Source organism: Pantoea sp. 9140, from assembly GCF_000745295.1.
Classification (GTDB): Bacteria; Pseudomonadota; Gammaproteobacteria; order Enterobacterales; family Enterobacteriaceae; genus Pantoea; species Pantoea vagans.
On sequence record NZ_JQNO01000001.1, the window covers coordinates 2,069,880 to 2,085,988 of the forward strand.

At 56.2% G+C, this 16,109-nt stretch carries 16 protein-coding genes and 1 pseudogene; 7 read left to right on the plus strand and 10 right to left on the minus strand.

Going from position 1 to position 16,109, the window contains the following annotated elements:
* Window positions 1-42: 42 nt before the first annotated feature.
* The 4 genes from FA92_RS09790 to cutC all read right to left on the minus strand — a co-directional run bounded on the left by FA92_RS09790 (window position 43) and on the right by cutC (window position 3,937).
* Window positions 43-597 (minus strand): carboxymuconolactone decarboxylase family protein, encoded by a 555-nt coding sequence (locus FA92_RS09790; protein WP_197061496.1) that lies wholly within the window; start codon window positions 595-597, stop codon window positions 43-45.
* Window positions 594-1,922 carry an aspartate aminotransferase family protein gene (locus FA92_RS09795; protein WP_033783328.1) on the minus strand — a complete coding sequence of 443 codons (1,329 nt, stop codon included), beginning with the start codon at window positions 1,920-1,922 and terminating at the stop codon, window positions 594-596. Before FA92_RS09795 ends, FA92_RS09790 begins: the two co-directional genes overlap by 4 nt.
* 128 nt (window positions 1,923-2,050) lie before the next feature.
* Complete coding sequence (locus tag FA92_RS09800; protein ID WP_013358191.1) at window positions 2,051-2,908, minus strand: MurR/RpiR family transcriptional regulator; 858 nt, start codon at window positions 2,906-2,908, stop codon at window positions 2,051-2,053.
* Window positions 2,909-3,184: 276 nt separating this feature from the next.
* A complete protein-coding gene (cutC, locus tag FA92_RS09805) occupies window positions 3,185-3,937 on the minus strand; it encodes a copper homeostasis protein CutC (protein ID WP_033732938.1) in 753 nt (250 codons plus the stop codon).
* An 85-nt stretch (window positions 3,938-4,022) separates the two neighbouring features.
* On the opposite strand from cutC, the gene FA92_RS09810 reads away from it, so the two are divergent.
* A complete protein-coding gene (locus tag FA92_RS09810) occupies window positions 4,023-5,168 on the plus strand; it encodes a PatB family C-S lyase (RefSeq protein ID WP_033783330.1) in 1,146 nt (381 codons plus the stop codon).
* Here FA92_RS09810 and FA92_RS09815 read toward each other — a convergent pair.
* Window positions 5,165-5,728, minus strand: a complete 564-nt coding sequence (locus FA92_RS09815) for a VOC family protein (protein WP_033783331.1) — start codon at window positions 5,726-5,728, stop codon at window positions 5,165-5,167. The genes FA92_RS09810 and FA92_RS09815 overlap by 4 nt on opposite strands.
* A gap of 311 nt (window positions 5,729-6,039) precedes the next feature.
* On the opposite strand from FA92_RS09815, the gene FA92_RS23765 reads away from it, so the two are divergent.
* The 6 genes and pseudogenes from FA92_RS23765 (at window position 6,040) to FA92_RS09835 (ending at window position 11,059) form a co-directional block, all read left to right on the plus strand.
* A complete protein-coding gene (locus FA92_RS23765; protein ID WP_009089698.1) occupies window positions 6,040-6,162 on the plus strand; it encodes a hypothetical protein in 123 nt (40 codons plus the stop codon).
* A 211-nt stretch (window positions 6,163-6,373) separates the two neighbouring features.
* A complete protein-coding gene (argS, locus tag FA92_RS09820; RefSeq protein WP_033783332.1) occupies window positions 6,374-8,104 on the plus strand; it encodes an arginine--tRNA ligase in 1,731 nt (576 codons plus the stop codon).
* Window positions 8,105-8,194: 90 nt separating this feature from the next.
* On the plus strand, window positions 8,195-9,142 hold the full coding sequence (locus FA92_RS09825; RefSeq protein WP_033783333.1) for a LysR family transcriptional regulator: 948 nt from the start codon (window positions 8,195-8,197) through the stop codon (window positions 9,140-9,142).
* Window positions 9,143-9,266: 124 nt separating this feature from the next.
* Window positions 9,267-10,265 carry an aldo/keto reductase gene (locus FA92_RS09830; RefSeq protein WP_033783334.1) on the plus strand — a complete coding sequence of 333 codons (999 nt, stop codon included), beginning with the start codon at window positions 9,267-9,269 and terminating at the stop codon, window positions 10,263-10,265.
* 53 nt (window positions 10,266-10,318) lie between these two features.
* A pseudogene (locus FA92_RS22600) lies at window positions 10,319-10,653 on the plus strand (type II toxin-antitoxin system RelE/ParE family toxin).
* A 73-nt stretch (window positions 10,654-10,726) separates the two neighbouring features.
* Window positions 10,727-11,059, plus strand: coding sequence for a HigA family addiction module antitoxin (locus tag FA92_RS09835; protein WP_033783335.1), 333 nt, complete (start codon window positions 10,727-10,729; stop codon window positions 11,057-11,059).
* Between the two features lie 158 nt (window positions 11,060-11,217).
* Here the strand turns inward: FA92_RS09835 and FA92_RS09840 are convergent, their stop codons facing one another.
* The 5 genes from FA92_RS09840 to cheY form a co-directional block, all read right to left on the minus strand.
* The gene (locus FA92_RS09840) at window positions 11,218-11,610 is read right to left on the minus strand and encodes a flagellar protein FlhE (protein ID WP_033783336.1); all 393 of its coding nucleotides are present in this window, start codon (window positions 11,608-11,610) and stop codon (window positions 11,218-11,220) included.
* A complete protein-coding gene (gene flhA, locus FA92_RS09845; RefSeq protein WP_033783338.1) occupies window positions 11,610-13,709 on the minus strand; it encodes a flagellar biosynthesis protein FlhA in 2,100 nt (699 codons plus the stop codon). Before flhA ends, FA92_RS09840 begins: the two co-directional genes overlap by 1 nt.
* Window positions 13,702-14,853: a flagellar biosynthesis protein FlhB gene (flhB, locus tag FA92_RS09850; protein ID WP_013358223.1), complete on the minus strand. Its 1,152-nt coding sequence runs from the start codon at window positions 14,851-14,853 to the stop codon at window positions 13,702-13,704. The genes flhA and flhB overlap by 8 nt, the downstream gene beginning before the upstream one ends.
* 188 nt (window positions 14,854-15,041) lie before the next feature.
* Window positions 15,042-15,683, minus strand: coding sequence for a protein phosphatase CheZ (cheZ, locus tag FA92_RS09855; protein WP_013358224.1), 642 nt, complete (start codon window positions 15,681-15,683; stop codon window positions 15,042-15,044).
* A gap of 9 nt (window positions 15,684-15,692) precedes the next feature.
* Entirely contained in the window at window positions 15,693-16,082 is a 390-nt protein-coding gene (gene cheY / locus FA92_RS09860; protein WP_010258559.1) for a chemotaxis response regulator CheY, read from the minus strand.
* Window positions 16,083-16,109 lie beyond the last annotated feature (27 nt).

Below are 16,109 nucleotides of genomic sequence, written 5' to 3' on the forward strand. Positions count from 1 at the left end.
AAATGCAGGGCGTGTCAGGCTGCGCCCGGATTAAACGATGACTTATTCAGGAATAATATGATCCTGCGTATCGGGTACCGGCGTCTGTGCGCCGTTCATGATCATTGAGAGAAAACTGTAATAACCGTTAATGCCAATCAGATCCACCACGCCCTTCTCGCCCCACAAATCGATGGCCTGCTGCCAGGTAGCGTCGCTGACTTTCTGCTGCTGGTGCAGCTGCTGGCAGAAGTGGTAAATCACCCACTCATCGGGTTCGAGGTCTTCCGGCTGACGCTTTTCATTTATCGCCTGCACGGCGGCCGCAGAAATGCCCTTCCCGCGCGCTATAGGCGCATGGATTGCCCATTCTACCGGCTGGGACCAGTGGCGGGCGGTCATCAGAATGGCCAGCTCTGATAAACGCTGTCCCAGCGCACTGCGATACCGCAGATATTCCCCCATGCGCTGTGCGTGCGCCATCAGCTCAGGGCTGCGTAACAATGGCTCAAAGGGTGGCAGCAGCGCGCCGCGTGGCCCGTTAATGATCTCTTCTGCGAGCGGACGTTGCTGATCGTCCCATTCGTGATGCGCCAGCGGCGGCAGACGGTTAATCATAAGCTGGCCGTCTCTTCACGAATCACCTGCTCCAGCGTTTCCACCACAAAATCAAGCTGCGCTGTCGTGATGATAAAGGGTGGCGCAATCAGAATGTGATCGCCGTACTGCCCGTCAATCGTTCCGCCCATGGGATAAACCATCAGACCTCTCGCCATACAATTAGCTTTAATTCTGGCGTGCAGTTTCAGCGCCGGATCGAACGGCGTTTTGCTGGCTTTATCACGAACCAGTTCAACACCGGCAAACAGACCGCGCCCGCGGGTGTCACCGACCTGTGGCAACTCGCCCAGCCGATCGCGCAGCGCACGTTGCAGGTAAGCCCCCTGCTGTTTCACAGCGTCTAATAAATTGTCGCGCTCAATGACCTGCTGCACTGCCAGAGCGGCCGATGCCGCCGTGGCGTGGCAGATATAGGTATGACCATGCTGGAACAGTCCGCTGCCCGCCTGCAGAGCGGAGACAATTTTTTTGCTCGCCAGTACCGCACCGATAGGCTGGTAGCCACCCCCCAGCCCTTTGGCGATGGTCACCAGATCTGGCACCCCCTCATCCTGCTCAAACGCGTAAAGCGTTCCGGTACGTCCCATGCCGCACATCACTTCATCCGCGATATAGAGCAGGCCGTACTTATCACACAGGGCGCGCACGCCTTTGAAGTAACCCGGTGTAGGCGGTGTTGCGCCGGTGGTCGCGCCCACGACTGTCTCTGCGCAAAAACCGATGATCGTCTCCGGGCCAGCATCAATAATCGCCTGCTCCAGCTCATCCAGCAGGCGCTGCGTGTATTGCTGCTGAGTTTCATCAGCACGGCGGTCGCGATATTCATTACAGGCAGAAACCCGGATCACGTCGATTAACAGCGGGGCAAACTGGCGACGACGCCATTCGTTGCCCCCCACCGCTAGCGCACCCAGCGTATTACCGTGGTAACTCTGCTGGCGGGCAATGAACCGCGTGCGGGACGGCTGACCGATTTCAACGAAATATTGCCGGGCCAGCTTCAGCGCCGTTTCTACGGCTTCGGAACCACCCGAAACGAAATAGGCATAATTGAGATCGCCAGGCGCATGGCGGGTCAGATGTTCCGCGAGTTGTTCAACCGTGTCGCTGGTAAAAAAACCGGTATGTGCATAGGCGAGCTGGTCGATCTGACGATGCATCGCAGCCAATACGTCAGGATGCGCGTGACCTAAACAGGAAACCGCAGCGCCTCCGCAGGCATCCAGATACTGTTTTCCCTGTGCATCAAAGATGTACGCGCCTTGTGCGCCGGTTGCCACGGCGGGCGTACTGCGCAGACTGCGGTGAATGATATGGCTCATGCTGGGTCCTGCTCCTGAATTCGCTGCGATAACTCAGCGCATCTTGCCGGATCCATTTGGATCACGTCAACGCAAGAATGATACATATGCATTCTATTTTCTTATGGCGGATACAAATGAATCTTCTCTCAGGGTTTGCCAGGCACCACATAGGCACCTGAATCAATCAGGTAGCGTTCGGCATTTTCGATTTTGCTGACCGCCTCGCGGCCATGGCGTGCCACCAGCATCGCCAGCAGACACTCAGCCAGCCCCATACCGGAGACCACAGAAGGAAAGAACGAGGGACTCTCTACCGAGAAGAGCAGCGTACAGTCGGCGGCCTGCGCCAGAGGGGAAACCGGCGAATCCGTAATGGCGACGATTTTCGCGCCTGCCTGCCTGGCAGCCTGTAACACCGCCAGCGATTCGCGTGAATAAGGGGCAAAACTGGTCAGCAGAATCGCGTCCTGCGCCGTCAGTTCGCGGGTAAAGACTTCGATATTACTCGCCAGGCCATCAATCAATGAAACCTGGCGGTTAAATAATCGATAGATATAAAACAGCGACCAGGCGATGGGAAAGCTGGCACGAAATCCACAGATATAGACGTTTTCCGCCGCATCCAGCAGGGTAACCGCCTGATCCATCTTCTGATGATTCTCATGTTGCGTCGCCGCAAGGTTAGCCTGATGCGCCTGAAAGACCTCTTCATAAAGCTGAGGTTGTGTCGGTTTAGCGATGAGTTTTTCCGCTTTGGATACATACGTATCATCACGTAACCCCATATCATCGATAAAAGCGTCTTTAAGTTCACCCCAGCCCTCATAGCCCAGGCGCTGTGCCAGGCGCAGTAGCGTGGCAGGCTTCACGCCTGCTTCTGTGGCAAAAGCACGCATGGATTGCACCACAAGCTGATTCGTATTCTGGAGTGAGAACTCGGCAGCGCGTTGTAACTCAGGCGACAACGCACTGAACTGGCTGACAATATTTTCCCTGGGATTCATGGCGGCACTTCATCGGCTGGCAAATGCAGGCATCTAATCACATTTAGGATCCAGACTCCACTGTCGGAGATTCACGCCCGGCGACAGGCCGCGCTGCCAGCAGAAGCAGCGTTTATGTCATGAAAGAGATTGGTAACCTCGGGAGAGGTGGCGGAGAAAGGGAATCGGGAAGCAGCAGGTTTTACACAAAAAGAACCCCAGCAAGCATACTGGGGTTTGGTACTTGCAAACACCACGTCAATGATCGGCGTGCTGCGCGGCAAAATCTGTTGTGGTTCAGGCAACCCGAACGGTGCTCATCTGCATCACGCTTTTCATCGCCTCAACCACATCGCCGTCTACACAGTAACGGCTGAACTCGTCGGTTTCGGCTTCTGAACACATGGAGACACCCGCTTTGCGGTAGCGCATCGGTGACGCCATCAGGCGGCTGGCCGAGCTGTGGACTTCATCAATCCCCATGTCGAGAAACTTTTGCAGGTTGCTGAGACGCACGCCCGCACCCGCCATAATGATAGGACCGGTACTGGTCTCATTTAGTTCCCGAAGTAATGCAATTCCGTTTTCAGCGCTCTGCTGCTGACCGGATGTCAGAATGCGCGCCACCCCCAAATCCGTTAACGCTTCCAGTGCGCGCTTAGGGCTGTGACAGAGATCGAAGGCACGATGGAAGGTCACTGCCAGACCGTCACACAGCGCCATAATCTGTCGCATCTGGCCCTGATGAATATGGGCGTCCTCATCCAGCATCCCAATCACAAGACCGGGAAAACCGAGTTCACGGATTAACGCCACATCCGATTTCATCGCCTCGAATTCACGTGCGGTATAACAAAAATCGCCACCCCGTGGCCGGACAATAGGATGAACCGGAATCGAAACCTCGCGCCGGGCGGCATTCAGCATCCCCGCCGACGGCGTCAGGCCGCCTTCACGCGGTGCGGCACAAAGTTCAACCCGATCAGCGCCCGCCTGTTGTGCGGTCACGGCGCAATCCACGCCATAGCAGCAAATTTCCAGTGTGGTCATTCTCTTCTCCTTTACATGACTCTGGTTCAAGGCAGATTCATCAGTTAGTCTGGCTGCTGGAATGAGTTTACCGGGAAAGTTAACTATGGCATTCAATTTCGACCAACGGATAGACCGTCGTCACAGCGATAGCCTTAAATGGAACAAATATGCGGACCAGGACATTCTGCCGTTGTGGGTGGCAGATACGGATTTCCGATCGCCTGACTGCGTCATCGAGGCAATTAAGACCCGCGCCGCGCATGGGATTTTTGGTTATGGCGATACGCCGGTTGAGTTTATTGACAGTGCGATAGCGTGGCTCGCCTCACGCTATCAGTGGCACGTTAATCCTGAATGGATTGTGGTGTTGCCTGGCGTGGTTTGCGGACTGAATCTCGCCGTGCGTGCGTTTACCGCACCGGACGAGCTGACGATTGCCCCCACGCCAATCTATCCGCCATTTCGCGGTTCGGCAAAACTGGCAGAACGGGGTCAGCTCAGTCTGCCGCTGACGCTGCCACAGGGGCGCTGGGTAGTGGATATGGATGCGGCTGAAGATCAGCTCACCGGCAAAGAGCGACTGTTAATGCTGTGCAATCCGCAGAATCCGGGCGGCACCGTTTATCGCCGCGACGAACTGCAGGCACAGCTGGAATTTGCGCAGAAGCACGATCTGATTGTCTGTTCCGACGAGATCCACAGCGATCTGCTGCTGGAACCGGGCGCTGAACACATTCCGTTTGCGTCGCTGAGTGAAGATGCCGCCCAGCGCAGCGTCACGCTGATGTCACCCTCCAAGAGCTTTAATATTGCCGGTCTGGGTGCCTCCATCGCCGTGATCCCCAATGCCGAACTGCGTTCGCGCTTTAACCGGATGCGACGCGGGATTGTGCCGGATGTGGATATTCTGGCGCTCACTGCGGCAGCAGCGGCATGGCGCGAAGGTGAACCCTGGCTGCAGGCGCAGAATACCTACCTGCGCAGTAACCGTGACTGGCTGGTATCACAGGTCAATAAAATGACCGGCCTGTCCGTCGCCGTGCCGGAAGCGACCTACCTGGCCTGGATCGACGCCAGTGCGCTGGGTGTGGCCAGCCCTGCACTCTATTTTGAGAAGCACGGACTGGGTTTATCGGCCGGTCGTGAGTTTGGCAATGACCAGTTTGTCCGGCTCAATTTCGGCTGCACTCGTGCGCTGCTGGATGAGGCCGTTGCGCGCCTGAAGCGCGCAGTAGCCGCCCGGATTTAGTTCTGCTCGCTGGCGACAATCTCTTCCAGTCGCCATGGATGAAACTTGATTGTCGTCTGCCCGTCCGTTACCGCCAGGGTCGGATTGGGCAGACGCTCATTCTCGCCCTGCGGTGAGCTGGTTTTAAATGAAATCCCCGGCTGCGTCAGCGCGTCATCGGAGAGTAATGCCATCGCGCGCATGCCCAGCGTCTGATGATCGCCGCGCAATACCACCTCAATATGCTCCCAGCCTTCATGGCGGTAACGCTTTTCACCCGGCCATGGCAGCTCAACCACATCAACCTGCCTGCCCGCTACCAGTAACGGATCATGTAGTTTAAACAGGCAAATCTGTCGTCCGTTGATTATCGCCGCCGAAAACTGCGTGCCAATCTGCTGCAGGCCTTGCTGCCAGCGCATCGCCGTCGTGTCCTGATGACAACGCACCGCAATATGGTCCACATCCAGATCGTTAAGGCGCAAACCCAGTCTCTGCGCAAAAATTTGCAACGATTCTTCAAAACGTCCCAAATCTGTCTTTAAATCATCCAATTCTGACGGAAAAGATCGCTCAGCCACCGGGATTCCTCTCTATTTGTTTAGCATTTGTAATTAGTCGGGTTTATTGTGCGCCGCGTGTCCGGCGTCACAAAATGGTAAGATTCATCTTATTTGGACCGGAATTTACCGAAAAACCGTATAATAACATCTTTCATTTCGGATTTATCTCCTGTTTAGGACCATGAGTTCCTTGATGAAAGTAGTCCAATTTATTGATTTAAATCAACTTCTTTAATACAATAAGATAACTCTTATTTGAAGTGCGAACAATTGCAGCCTCCCCCGCCTTCCTATAAATTTGACCTAACACAACCAAAAGGAATGGCTCTATGTCTATGCTCATCGTTGTCGCTGTCCTGATCGCACTGATGGGGTTTGCAATTTCCCGCCATTGGAAGGTGCGCGAAGATAAAAGCGTAAAGAACCCACGCCGTCATCTGCGACGTCGTTAACGCCTCCGGGAAACATCTTCTTCCGCTCTGTTTCCCCGCTTCATCCAACTGCTGACGCCCACCCACATTTCACGTATACTTTTCCCCTCATTTTTTTCCGTTTTGTCTGCCCCCATCCGTTTCTGTCAATTGGTTACGCGATGCGCTCAGGCAAGATGATGACAGCCCGGCTTTTTGATCCGGGCGTTGTTCAGCACATGAAGGTAACTCGGTGAATATTCAGGCACTTCTTTCCGCAAAAGTCAGTCAGGCAATGGTTTTAGCCGGCGCACCCGCCGATTGCGAACCACAGGTTCGCCAGTCTGCCCGGGTTCAGTTTGGAGACTATCAGGCCAACGGCATTATGGCCGTGGCGAAAAAGCTGGGACAGGCACCGCGACAATTAGCGGAAGCGGTGATTCAGCACCTCGACCTGAACGGCATCGCCAGCAAAGTTGAAATTGCCGGACCGGGTTTCATCAATATTTTCCTCGACCACAACTGGCTGGCAAAGCATTCTCGCGAAGCACTAAGTCTGCCGCGTCTTGGTGTGCAGCTGGCCGAACCCCAGACCATTGTGGTCGACTACTCTGCGCCCAACGTTGCGAAAGAGATGCACGTGGGTCACATCCGCTCCACCATCATTGGTGATGCGGCGGTGCGCACGCTGGAGTTTCTCGGCCACAAGGTGATCCGGGCGAACCACGTTGGCGACTGGGGTACGCAGTTCGGCATGCTGATTGCGTTCCTGGAAAAACAGCAGAATGAAAACCACGCTGAGATGGCGCTGGCCGATCTCGAAGGCTTCTACCGTGAAGCCAAGCGCACGTACGATGAAGATCCTGAGTTTGCCGAGCGCGCGCGCAGCTATGTCGTGAAACTTCAGGGTGGCGATGAGTACTGCCGCCAGATGTGGAAGAAGCTGGTCGACATCACCATGAGTCAGAACCAGAAAATCTATGACCGCATGAACGTTACGCTGACGCGCAACGACGTCATGGGTGAAAGCCTCTATAACGATATGCTGCCTGGCATTGTTGCCGATCTGAAACAGAAAGGTCTGGCTGTTGAAAGTGAAGGCGCAACCGTGGTGTTCCTGGATGAATTCCAGAACAAAGAAGGTGAACCGATGGGCGTCATCATCCAGAAAAAGGATGGCGGCTACCTCTATACCACGACTGACATCGCCTGTGCGAAATACCGTTACGAAACGCTGAAAGCCGATCGTGTGCTCTATTACATCGACTCCCGCCAGCATCAGCATCTGGTTCAGGCCTGGACCATCGTGCGTAAAGCCGGTTATGTGCCGGAGTCTGTGCCGCTGGAGCACCATGCGTTTGGCATGATGCTGGGCAAAGATGGCCGTCCGTTTAAAACCCGCAGCGGCGGCACTATCAAGCTCTCCGATCTGCTGGATGAAGCCTGGCAGCGTGCCTACACGCTGGTGCGTGAGAAGAACCCGGAAATGAGCGAAGCGGAAGTCAAAGCGCTGGCGGAAGTGATGGGTATCAGCGCGGTAAAATACGCTGACCTGTCAAAAAGCCGCACCACCGACTACATCTTCGACTGGGACAACATGCTGGCGTTTGAAGGTAACACGGCGCCTTACATGCAGTACGCCTACACCCGGGTGCTCTCCGTATTCCGCAAGGCAGGCATTGATGCCGATTCGCTGGATGCAGAGATCGTGATTAGCGAAGAGCGCGAAGCACAGCTGGCAACCCGTCTGCTGCAGTTCGAAGAGGTTATCACGCAGGTGGCGCGCGACGGTACGCCACACGTGATGTGTGCTTATCTCTACGATCTGGCCGGTCTGTTCTCTGGCTTCTACGAGCACTGCCCGATTCTCAGCGCAGAATCAGACGCGACGCGTCTGAGCCGACTGCAGCTGGCCGCGCTGACCGCGAAGACGCTGAAGCAGGGTCTGGATACGCTCGGTATCGACACCGTCGAGCGCATGTAATCGCCGGAACGGAGAGGGAATTCCCTCTCCGTTGCTGACTTCACACGTTTCCCCTACACTCCCTCACTCTTTCAGCAGCAGGATGGCGCCATGTCCTTAGCCGCGCATCTCATCAGCAGCCACCTTCCCACCATTAAACAGTTGCAGTGCTTTCTGGCGGTCGCGCACGAGCTTAATTTTCGCCGGGCTGCAGAACGCCTTAGCATGACGCAGCCTCCGCTCACCCGTCAGATTCAGAGTCTGGAAGATCTGCTGGGCCAGCCGCTGTTCAGCCGTACGACGCATGAGGTCACCCTGACAGAGTCTGGCCGGGCGCTGGTTACGAAAGCGGAAGCGATCCTTATCGCACTGAATGCGCTAAAAGAGGATGCGCAGCCTGTCGCAGCACAGCTGCGTATCGGGCTGACCCGCACACTGAATTTCGAACTCATCGCGCCGCTTAACCGGCAGCTCGCCGGTTTTTATGCCAGCGACGAGATGGAGATGCCCAGCCTCACTTCGGCTCAGCTGCTGCAGAGCCTGGCGAAAAATAGACTGGATTTGATCCTGACCGGGGAAAAAGGACCGGAAGCGGAAGATGCCGTCCGGTACGCCTGGGTATACCGTGAGGCACTGTGGGTTGCGATGCCGTCAGCACATCCCGCCAGCCTGTCTGAAAACGTTGCGCTGGAGTCGCTGGCTGACCTTCCACTTTTCTGGTTTGCGCGCAGTGCCAATCCGCAGTTTTATGATAAATGCGAGCGCTACTTCGCCACGCTCCGCATCGCGCTGAAACGGGTGCGTGAGCCTGAAGATTCCCTGCTGATGCTGGCTCATATCGCCAGAGGCAAAGGGTTTGCGCTGATGCCGCAGTCAAAATGCACCTTCAATCAGACAGGTCTCTGTTACCGGCCACTGACTGAAGATGCAGCTAAGCAGCTGGCAATTGACGTTTATGCGGCGATTCGCGCCGATGAAACCCGTGCGGCAGTCGTGAATGCGCTGATCGCACTCTCGCAGCCTGCTGAACCCGAAACCCCCGCCCATCCGCGCGGCTAAGTCGCTGTGCTATCCGTACCCATATTGCCTGAAGCTCGCTGATACCTTTTCTGCATGACGAAAGGAGCAATTCCGTGCTTTGGCGTACGGTGAAACAATCGCGTCTCACTTACGAGGAGAGACAATGAAAAAGCGAACGTTAACTCAGGGTCTGGAGGTCAGCGCTATCGGTTATGGCGCGATGGGGCTCAGCGAATTTTATGGTCAGACCGATGACCGTCATTCCCTGCAACTGCTCAGCCAGTTGCGCGACCTGGATATCACCTTTATCGATACCGCCGACCTTTACGGGCGCGGCCACAACGAGCAGTTGATAGGCCAGTTTCTTGCCGGGCTGAGCAAAGCCGAACGGCTGAAATTTACCGTCGCCACCAAATGTGGCATTGAGCGTCCGGCGGACGAGGCCTATGCCCGCACCATCAATAATCAGCCCGACTACATCACCCGTAGCTGCCATGCCTCCCTGAAACGGCTGGGCGTTGAGCGTATCGATCTCTTTTATCTGCATCGCATCAGTCCGGCGACACCGATTGAGGAGAGCATGCAGTGTCTCAGCCGTCTGGTGCAGGAGGGGAAGATCGCCCGGGTTGGGCTGTGTGAAGCTTCTGCTGCAACGCTGAGTCGGGCGCACGCGATCCATCCGCTGGCCGCGCTGCAGACAGAATATTCACTCTGGACGCGCGACAGTGAAGCGGAGATTCTGCCGATGCTGAAAAAGCTTGGCATCGGACTGGTGCCTTACTCACCGCTGGGCAGAGGTTTTCTGACCGGTAAATATCGCAACAACAGCGATTTTGCCGAAGACGATTTCCGCAAAAATAATGACCGTTTCCAGCAGGACAATATCGACCACAATCTGCAACTTCTTAACGCGGTAACGCCGCTGGCGGAAAAATATCACGCCACCACCGGGCAGATTGCGCTGGCGTGGTTGTTGGCACAGTATGAAAAAATTGTGCCGATACCGGGCACTAAACAGATTGCTTATCTCACTGAGAATGCGCAGGCCGCGGATATCAGGCTGGAAGAGGACGACGTGCGGTTGCTGAATACGATTCATCAGCAGATTGAGGTCAAAGGCGGCCGCTACTCTGAGGAGGGAATGAAGGGAGTTAACGCCTGAAGACATATTACGCACTTGTGCACTGTGCTGCGGTGCGTTAATCTCTTTTCAGCATGATACAGGGAGGTAATCAGGTGGCGACGTTAAGAAACATCGAAAGCTTCAGGGATGACTGGCTTGAGAATTATTTTTTATATGGCAAATATTCTAAAAGAATACCCCCAACCCTCTCATCCTCATTGGCGCGAAAGCTCGACATCATCAATGCAGCGATTAGTTTTAAAGACCTGAGGTCGCCGCCAGGCAACCGTTATGAGGAGCTGAACCCGCCCTTAAGGGATACGCTTCGATCAGGGTTAATGAGCAATATCGGCTGATCTTTAAGTGGATAGAAGGTAAGGCCGTTGACCTTTATCTGGACGCGCATAGCTATAAAACGCACAAGTGATGAGCTGCATAAAAAACTGTAATACAGCATGCAACATCATCAACCTCTGTCAGTCAATTAAGAGAGCAAGACTATGAACCAGGCGACACGCAAACCGACCACTGTCGGCGATGTATTACTCTACGAATATCTGGAGCCAACCGGCCTGAAGATTCTCGACTTAGCGGAGATGCTCAAGGTGCACCGCAACACGGTCAGTGCCCTGGTGAACAACAACCGGAAGCTGACGCCGGATATGGCTTTCAGGCTGGCGGCAGCCTTTGACACCAGCGTTGAGTTCTGGCTTAACCTGCAAAACAGTGTCGATATCTGGGAAGTGATGCATGACGCCAGGGCTCAGGAGGAGATCAGCCGCGTAACGCCCTTAAAGGATTTTCTGGCGCAGAAAGAGAATCAGGTGGCGTGAAAGTTTTATCACGCATTGGGTCATGACAGAGCGTCGGACAGGTGCATCATCTGGCAGGCGTGCCAGGTCAACATCATTTCACAGCCAGCACCATCATGAAAAAGGGAGCCAGACGGTGTTCGTCTGGCTCCCTTTTCATAAGCTCAGCAGCAAGACGCTTACTGGTAATTGACCATGACTTCGCTGCTCACCACCCGCAATCCGGGTGGCAGCGCCCCGCTGCCGGCAAAACCAAACACCATATGCAGGGTTTCACCGGCATTGAGATGTGCCAGCCCGCGCGTGGTGCCGCTGGCACCCTCAAGCGTAGTGCAGCGCTGCTCGCCGCACAGCCGCACTTCCAGACCCGACGGCGCAGATCTGCTCAGCTCATAACGCCAGTTAATGATGCTGACCTCCCCGCCGACATCGGCGGGTGGCGTCAGCGGCTGCGCCCGTTGCCAGCTGCCGCGATTCGCCAGCAGCGGGCCGTTGGCCGTGGCGCTCCAGGCACCACCGGCTGCCTGAGCCAGCGTCGGCAGCATGAAAAGCACCATCAGCAGCCCGCGCATTATTTGCCTCCGATGGTAGCAGTCATACGGATCTGGCGATTGTCGCTCAGCTCCAGATTCGAGAGCACCACCAGCTGAGGCAGATTGCGGCGCAGGAATCGCGCCAGCAGCGCACGCAGCGGATGATTGACCAGCAGCACCGGTGGCGCGCCCAGCATCTCCTGACGCTGTAATGCCGCCTGTGCCTGACTTAACAGCCGATCGGCCAGTCCCGGCTCCAGGCCACCGCCGCCCTGCAGTGCCTGTAACAGCAGACGCTCCAGCGTAGAATCCAGCCCGATAACCTGTACCTCATCATTGCCCGGGAACCACTGCTGCGTAATCGCACGGCCCAGCGCCACACGCACCACGCTGGTCAGCTCCTGCGGATCGCTCTGTACCGGCGCATGTTCCGCCAGCGTTTCAATAATGGTGCGCATATCGCGAATCGAGACCCGCTCCACCAGCAGATTCTGCAGCACCTTGTGCAGCGTGGTCAGCGAGATCACCCCCGGCACCAGATCTTCGGTCAGCTTCGGCATCTCCTGCGTCACGCGATCCAGCAGCTGCTGCGCTTCCTGACGGCCAAACAGCTCGCTGGCGAACTGACCAATCAGATGGTTGAGGTGTGTTGCCACCACGGTACTGGCTTCTACTACGGTAAAGCCCTGAATCTGCGCCTGCTCTTTCAGCGCACTGTCGATCCAGACCGCCGCCAGACCAAAGGCCGGATCGACAGTCGCTTCACCCGGCAGACTGCCGGCAGCCGTGCCCGGGTTAATCGCCATCCAGCGGCCAGGATAGGCATCCCCACTGCCAATCTCCACCCCTTTCATCAGGATGCGATAGCGCGCAGGTGGCAACTCCATGTTGTCACGGATATGCACTACCGGCGGCAGGAAACCGACATCCTGCGCAACTTTCTTACGGATACTGCGGATACGGCCCAGTAGCTCGCCGTTTTGCTGATGATCGACCATCGGAATCAGCCGATAGCCCACTTCCATGCCCAGCGTATCTTCCAGCTGTACATCGGTCCAGGAGGCTTCGGTGGCGGCTGGCGTGTCCACCGCCGCTTTGTTGCTGATGCTGCCAGCAACGTCAACTTTCTTCTTCGGCTGCGTTTCGCGTCCGCGCAGCCACCAGGCCAGACCCAGCAAGGCGGCGGTAAACAGCAGGAAGACGAAGTTAGGCATGCCAGGCACCAGACCCAGCAGGCCAATCACCCCGGCGCTGAGCATCAGCACGCGGGGATCCTTAAACAGCTGGGTAACCATTTGCTCACCGACATCCTGATCGGTGGCGACGCGCGTCACGATAACACCGGCTGCGGTAGAGATAACCAGCGCCGGGATCTGGGCAACCAGACCATCACCGATGGTCAGCAGCGTATAGGTCTCTGCGGCGTGACCGACATCCATACCGTGCTGCACCACACCCACCAGCAGGCCGCCGATGACGTTGATCACCATGATCATGATACCGGCGACGGCATCACCACGAACGAACTTACTGGCACCGTCCATCGAACCGTAGAAGTCCGCTTCCTGGGTCACTTCAGCACGGCGGCGTTTAGCTTCATCTTCACCGATCAGACCGGCGTTGAGGTCGGCATCGATCGCCATCTGCTTACCGGGCATCCCGTCCAGTACAAAGCGCGCGCCCACTTCGGCGATACGACCTGCACCCTTGGTGATAACCATGAAGTTGATGATGACCAGGATGATAAACACCACGATACCGATGGCGAAGTTACCGCCCACCAGGAAGTGACCGAAGGCTTCAACGACCTGTCCTGCCGCGGCGGCACCGGTGTGCCCATCCATCAGGATGATACGGGTTGAAGCCACGTTCAGTGCCAGACGCAGCAAAGTAGAGAACAGCAGAATGGTCGGGAACGCCGCAAACTCCAGGGTCCGCTGGGTGAACATCGACACCAGCAGGATCATGATCGACAGCGCAATGTTAAAGGTGAACAGCAGATCAAGGATGAACGGCGGTAATGGCAGAACCATCATCGACAGGATCATCAGGATCAGCACCGGACCAGCCAGCACCTGCCACTGCATATCTTTAAAGTTGCCCGGTAAACGTAGTTTTGCGGCCAGGTTATTAGCCATCGTTTTTGCTCTCTCCTGCAAAGTCCATCTCTGCCGGAACCGGCAGGTTTTTTGGTTTGGTTGGGATCAGGCCGCCTTCGCGCTTCCAGCGACGCGACTGCCAGACCCACGCCAGTACTTCGGCCACGGCAGCATAGAGCGCGCCGGGGATGTGCTGACCAATTTCGGTATGTCGGTATAGCGCACGCGCCAGCGGCGGTGCTTCCAGAACCGGGATGCGGTGTTCGGCAGCCAGTTCACGAATTCTCAGGGCGATCTCGCCCGCGCCTTTGGCCACAACCTTCGGCGCGCTCATCTTCTTCTCGTTGTATTGCAATGCCACCGAGTAGTGCGTCGGGTTGGTGACGATGACATCGGCTTTTGGCACATCAGCCATCATTCTGCGTCGCGCGGCGGCGCGCATCTGCTGTCGGATACGCCCTTTAACGTGCGGGTCACCTTCCTGCTGCTTATGCTCGTCGCGGATCTCCTGCATCGACATCTTCAGCTTTTTGAAGTGGCTGTAGAGCTGCCAGAAGACGTCATATCCCACCATCGGGATCAGCCCGAGCATCACCAGTGAACAGCAGACCGCGATCATCTCCATGCCGTGAATCAGCGCGGTGACGGGCGCCTCACTGATCAGCCGCAGCATCTCCGGCCAGTGGCTCCAGATGTACCACCAGCCCACTGCGCCCACCAGAATGGTTTTGAGGATGCCTTTAAACAGTTCGGTCCAGGCCTGCGCGGCGAACATCCGTTTGAACCCCGCCATCGGGCTCATCTTCTTCAGGTCGAACTTGATCGATTTACCGCTGAAAACAAGTCCGCCCAGCAGCATGGGTGCGGCAATCGCCACCAGCACCAGACCGCCCATCAGCGGCAGCAGCGCCATCAGTGCCTGGGTAATCAGGCTGCCGATGTGGCTGACGATAATTTTGTCATCCCTGACCATGCCGTGGTCAAAACGGAGTCCGGTGGCGACCATGGCCGCCAGCCGGTGCGCCATCATGTTGCCGCCCATCCACAGGATCATGATGCCGGCCAGCAGCATCAGCAGTGACGTCAGTTCGCGCGAACGCGGAATCTGGCCCTCTTCACGCGCTTTCTCAAGTCGGTGGGCCGTGGGCGATTCTGTTTTGTCTTCGTCGCTATCTTCAGCCACGACAAACCTCGGTTGGCAGGAATTCTGAGCATAGGATGCCAAATCTGGCTTAAGTTAAAGCGGAGATAAGATGGGGAAAACAGGCGTTCTTTCGGGGATGGGTCTGACAATGCGGAACGGGGCCACCCAAAGGTGACCCTGTTTTTTGACGCCGGGAGCCGTTTTGTCCGCCCGCAGGCGGATGAAGCTTAGAACCCTAAGCTGTCCAGCAGGTCATCAACCTGATCCTGGTTCGCCACCACGCCCGGTGCATCGGCGTGGATCTGCGGTCCATTCAGCAGGCTGGTGCCTTCCTGACGCTTCTCAGCGCTGACTTCTGGCATGTTCTCCAGCAGCACCATTAACAGCTGGCGCTCAATTTCCTGGATCACATCCATCATGCGCTTGATCACCTGACCGGTCAGGTCCTGGAAATCCTGCGCCATCATGATTTCAAGCAGCTGCTTGTTGGTAAAGGCGGTGTGCTCAGGCACGGCGGTGAGGAATTCGCGCGTATCCGTCACCAACTCCCGCGCATCACCCAGTTCAATCGGGTTTTCAAACCACGCATCCCAACGCCCTTTCAGCTGGGTTGCCCCGGCTTCCATCTTATCCTGATGGGGTTGTGCTGCTTCAACACAGTTCAGCGCACGGTCGGCGGCTTGCGCCGTCATCTGCACCACATAATCAAGACGATCGCGGGCATCAGGAATGGCTTCAGCTGCATCGGCAATGGCTTTATCCAGCCCCAGCTCGCGCAGACTGTCGCGCAGCATGCGCGTCAGTGAGCCAATACGTGAAATGATGTCGTGTGCCGCGGCATCCTCAGTTGGTTTCGGAAAGTCGCTCATCACATCCCCTTACATGCCCAGTTTTTCGAAAATTTTACCCAGCTTCTCTTCCAGGGTTGCCGCAGTGAATGGCTTCACGACATATCCGCTGGCTCCCGCCTGGGCGGCGGCGATAATGTTCTCTTTCTTGGCTTCCGCGGTCACCATCAGCACCGGCAGCGAACTCATCGCCGCGTCGGCACGAATAGTCTGCAGCAGCTGCAGGCCATCCATGTTTGGCATGTTCCAGTCGGAAATCACGAAGTCGAAGCCGCCCGCTTTCAGTTTACCGAGGGCATCCACACCATCTTCCGCTTCTTCTACGTTATTGAAGCCCAGCTCTTTCAGCAGGTTACGCACAATACGACGCATCGTATTGAAGTCGTCTACTACCAAAAAGCGCATGTTTTTATCAGCCATATCTACTCCTGAGTTGTCTCGCCCGGC

What these genes read in the sequence shown, in the direction of transcription:
- FA92_RS09790 (WP_197061496.1), bottom strand. Translation starts at nt 597, where the DNA reads ATGATTAACCGTCTGCCGCCGCTGGCGCATCACGAATGGGACGATCAG.
- FA92_RS09795 (WP_033783328.1), bottom strand. Translation starts at nt 1,922, where the DNA reads ATGAGCCATATCATTCACCGCAGTCTGCGCAGTACGCCCGCCGTGGCA.
- FA92_RS09800 (WP_013358191.1), bottom strand. Translation starts at nt 2,908, where the DNA reads ATGAATCCCAGGGAAAATATTGTCAGCCAGTTCAGTGCGTTGTCGCCT.
- cutC (WP_033732938.1), bottom strand. Translation starts at nt 3,937, where the DNA reads ATGACCACACTGGAAATTTGCTGCTATGGCGTGGATTGCGCCGTGACC.
- FA92_RS09810 (WP_033783330.1), top strand. Translation starts at nt 4,023, where the DNA reads ATGGCATTCAATTTCGACCAACGGATAGACCGTCGTCACAGCGATAGC.
- FA92_RS23765 (WP_009089698.1), top strand. Translation starts at nt 6,040, where the DNA reads ATGTCTATGCTCATCGTTGTCGCTGTCCTGATCGCACTGATGGGGTTT.
- FA92_RS09825 (WP_033783333.1), top strand. Translation starts at nt 8,195, where the DNA reads ATGTCCTTAGCCGCGCATCTCATCAGCAGCCACCTTCCCACCATTAAA.
- FA92_RS09830 (WP_033783334.1), top strand. Translation starts at nt 9,267, where the DNA reads ATGAAAAAGCGAACGTTAACTCAGGGTCTGGAGGTCAGCGCTATCGGT.
- FA92_RS09835 (WP_033783335.1), top strand. Translation starts at nt 10,727, where the DNA reads ATGAACCAGGCGACACGCAAACCGACCACTGTCGGCGATGTATTACTC.
- FA92_RS09840 (WP_033783336.1), bottom strand. Translation starts at nt 11,610, where the DNA reads ATGCGCGGGCTGCTGATGGTGCTTTTCATGCTGCCGACGCTGGCTCAG.
- flhA (WP_033783338.1), bottom strand. Translation starts at nt 13,709, where the DNA reads ATGGCTAATAACCTGGCCGCAAAACTACGTTTACCGGGCAACTTTAAA.
- cheZ (WP_013358224.1), bottom strand. Translation starts at nt 15,683, where the DNA reads ATGAGCGACTTTCCGAAACCAACTGAGGATGCCGCGGCACACGACATC.
- cheY (WP_010258559.1), bottom strand. Translation starts at nt 16,082, where the DNA reads ATGGCTGATAAAAACATGCGCTTTTTGGTAGTAGACGACTTCAATACG.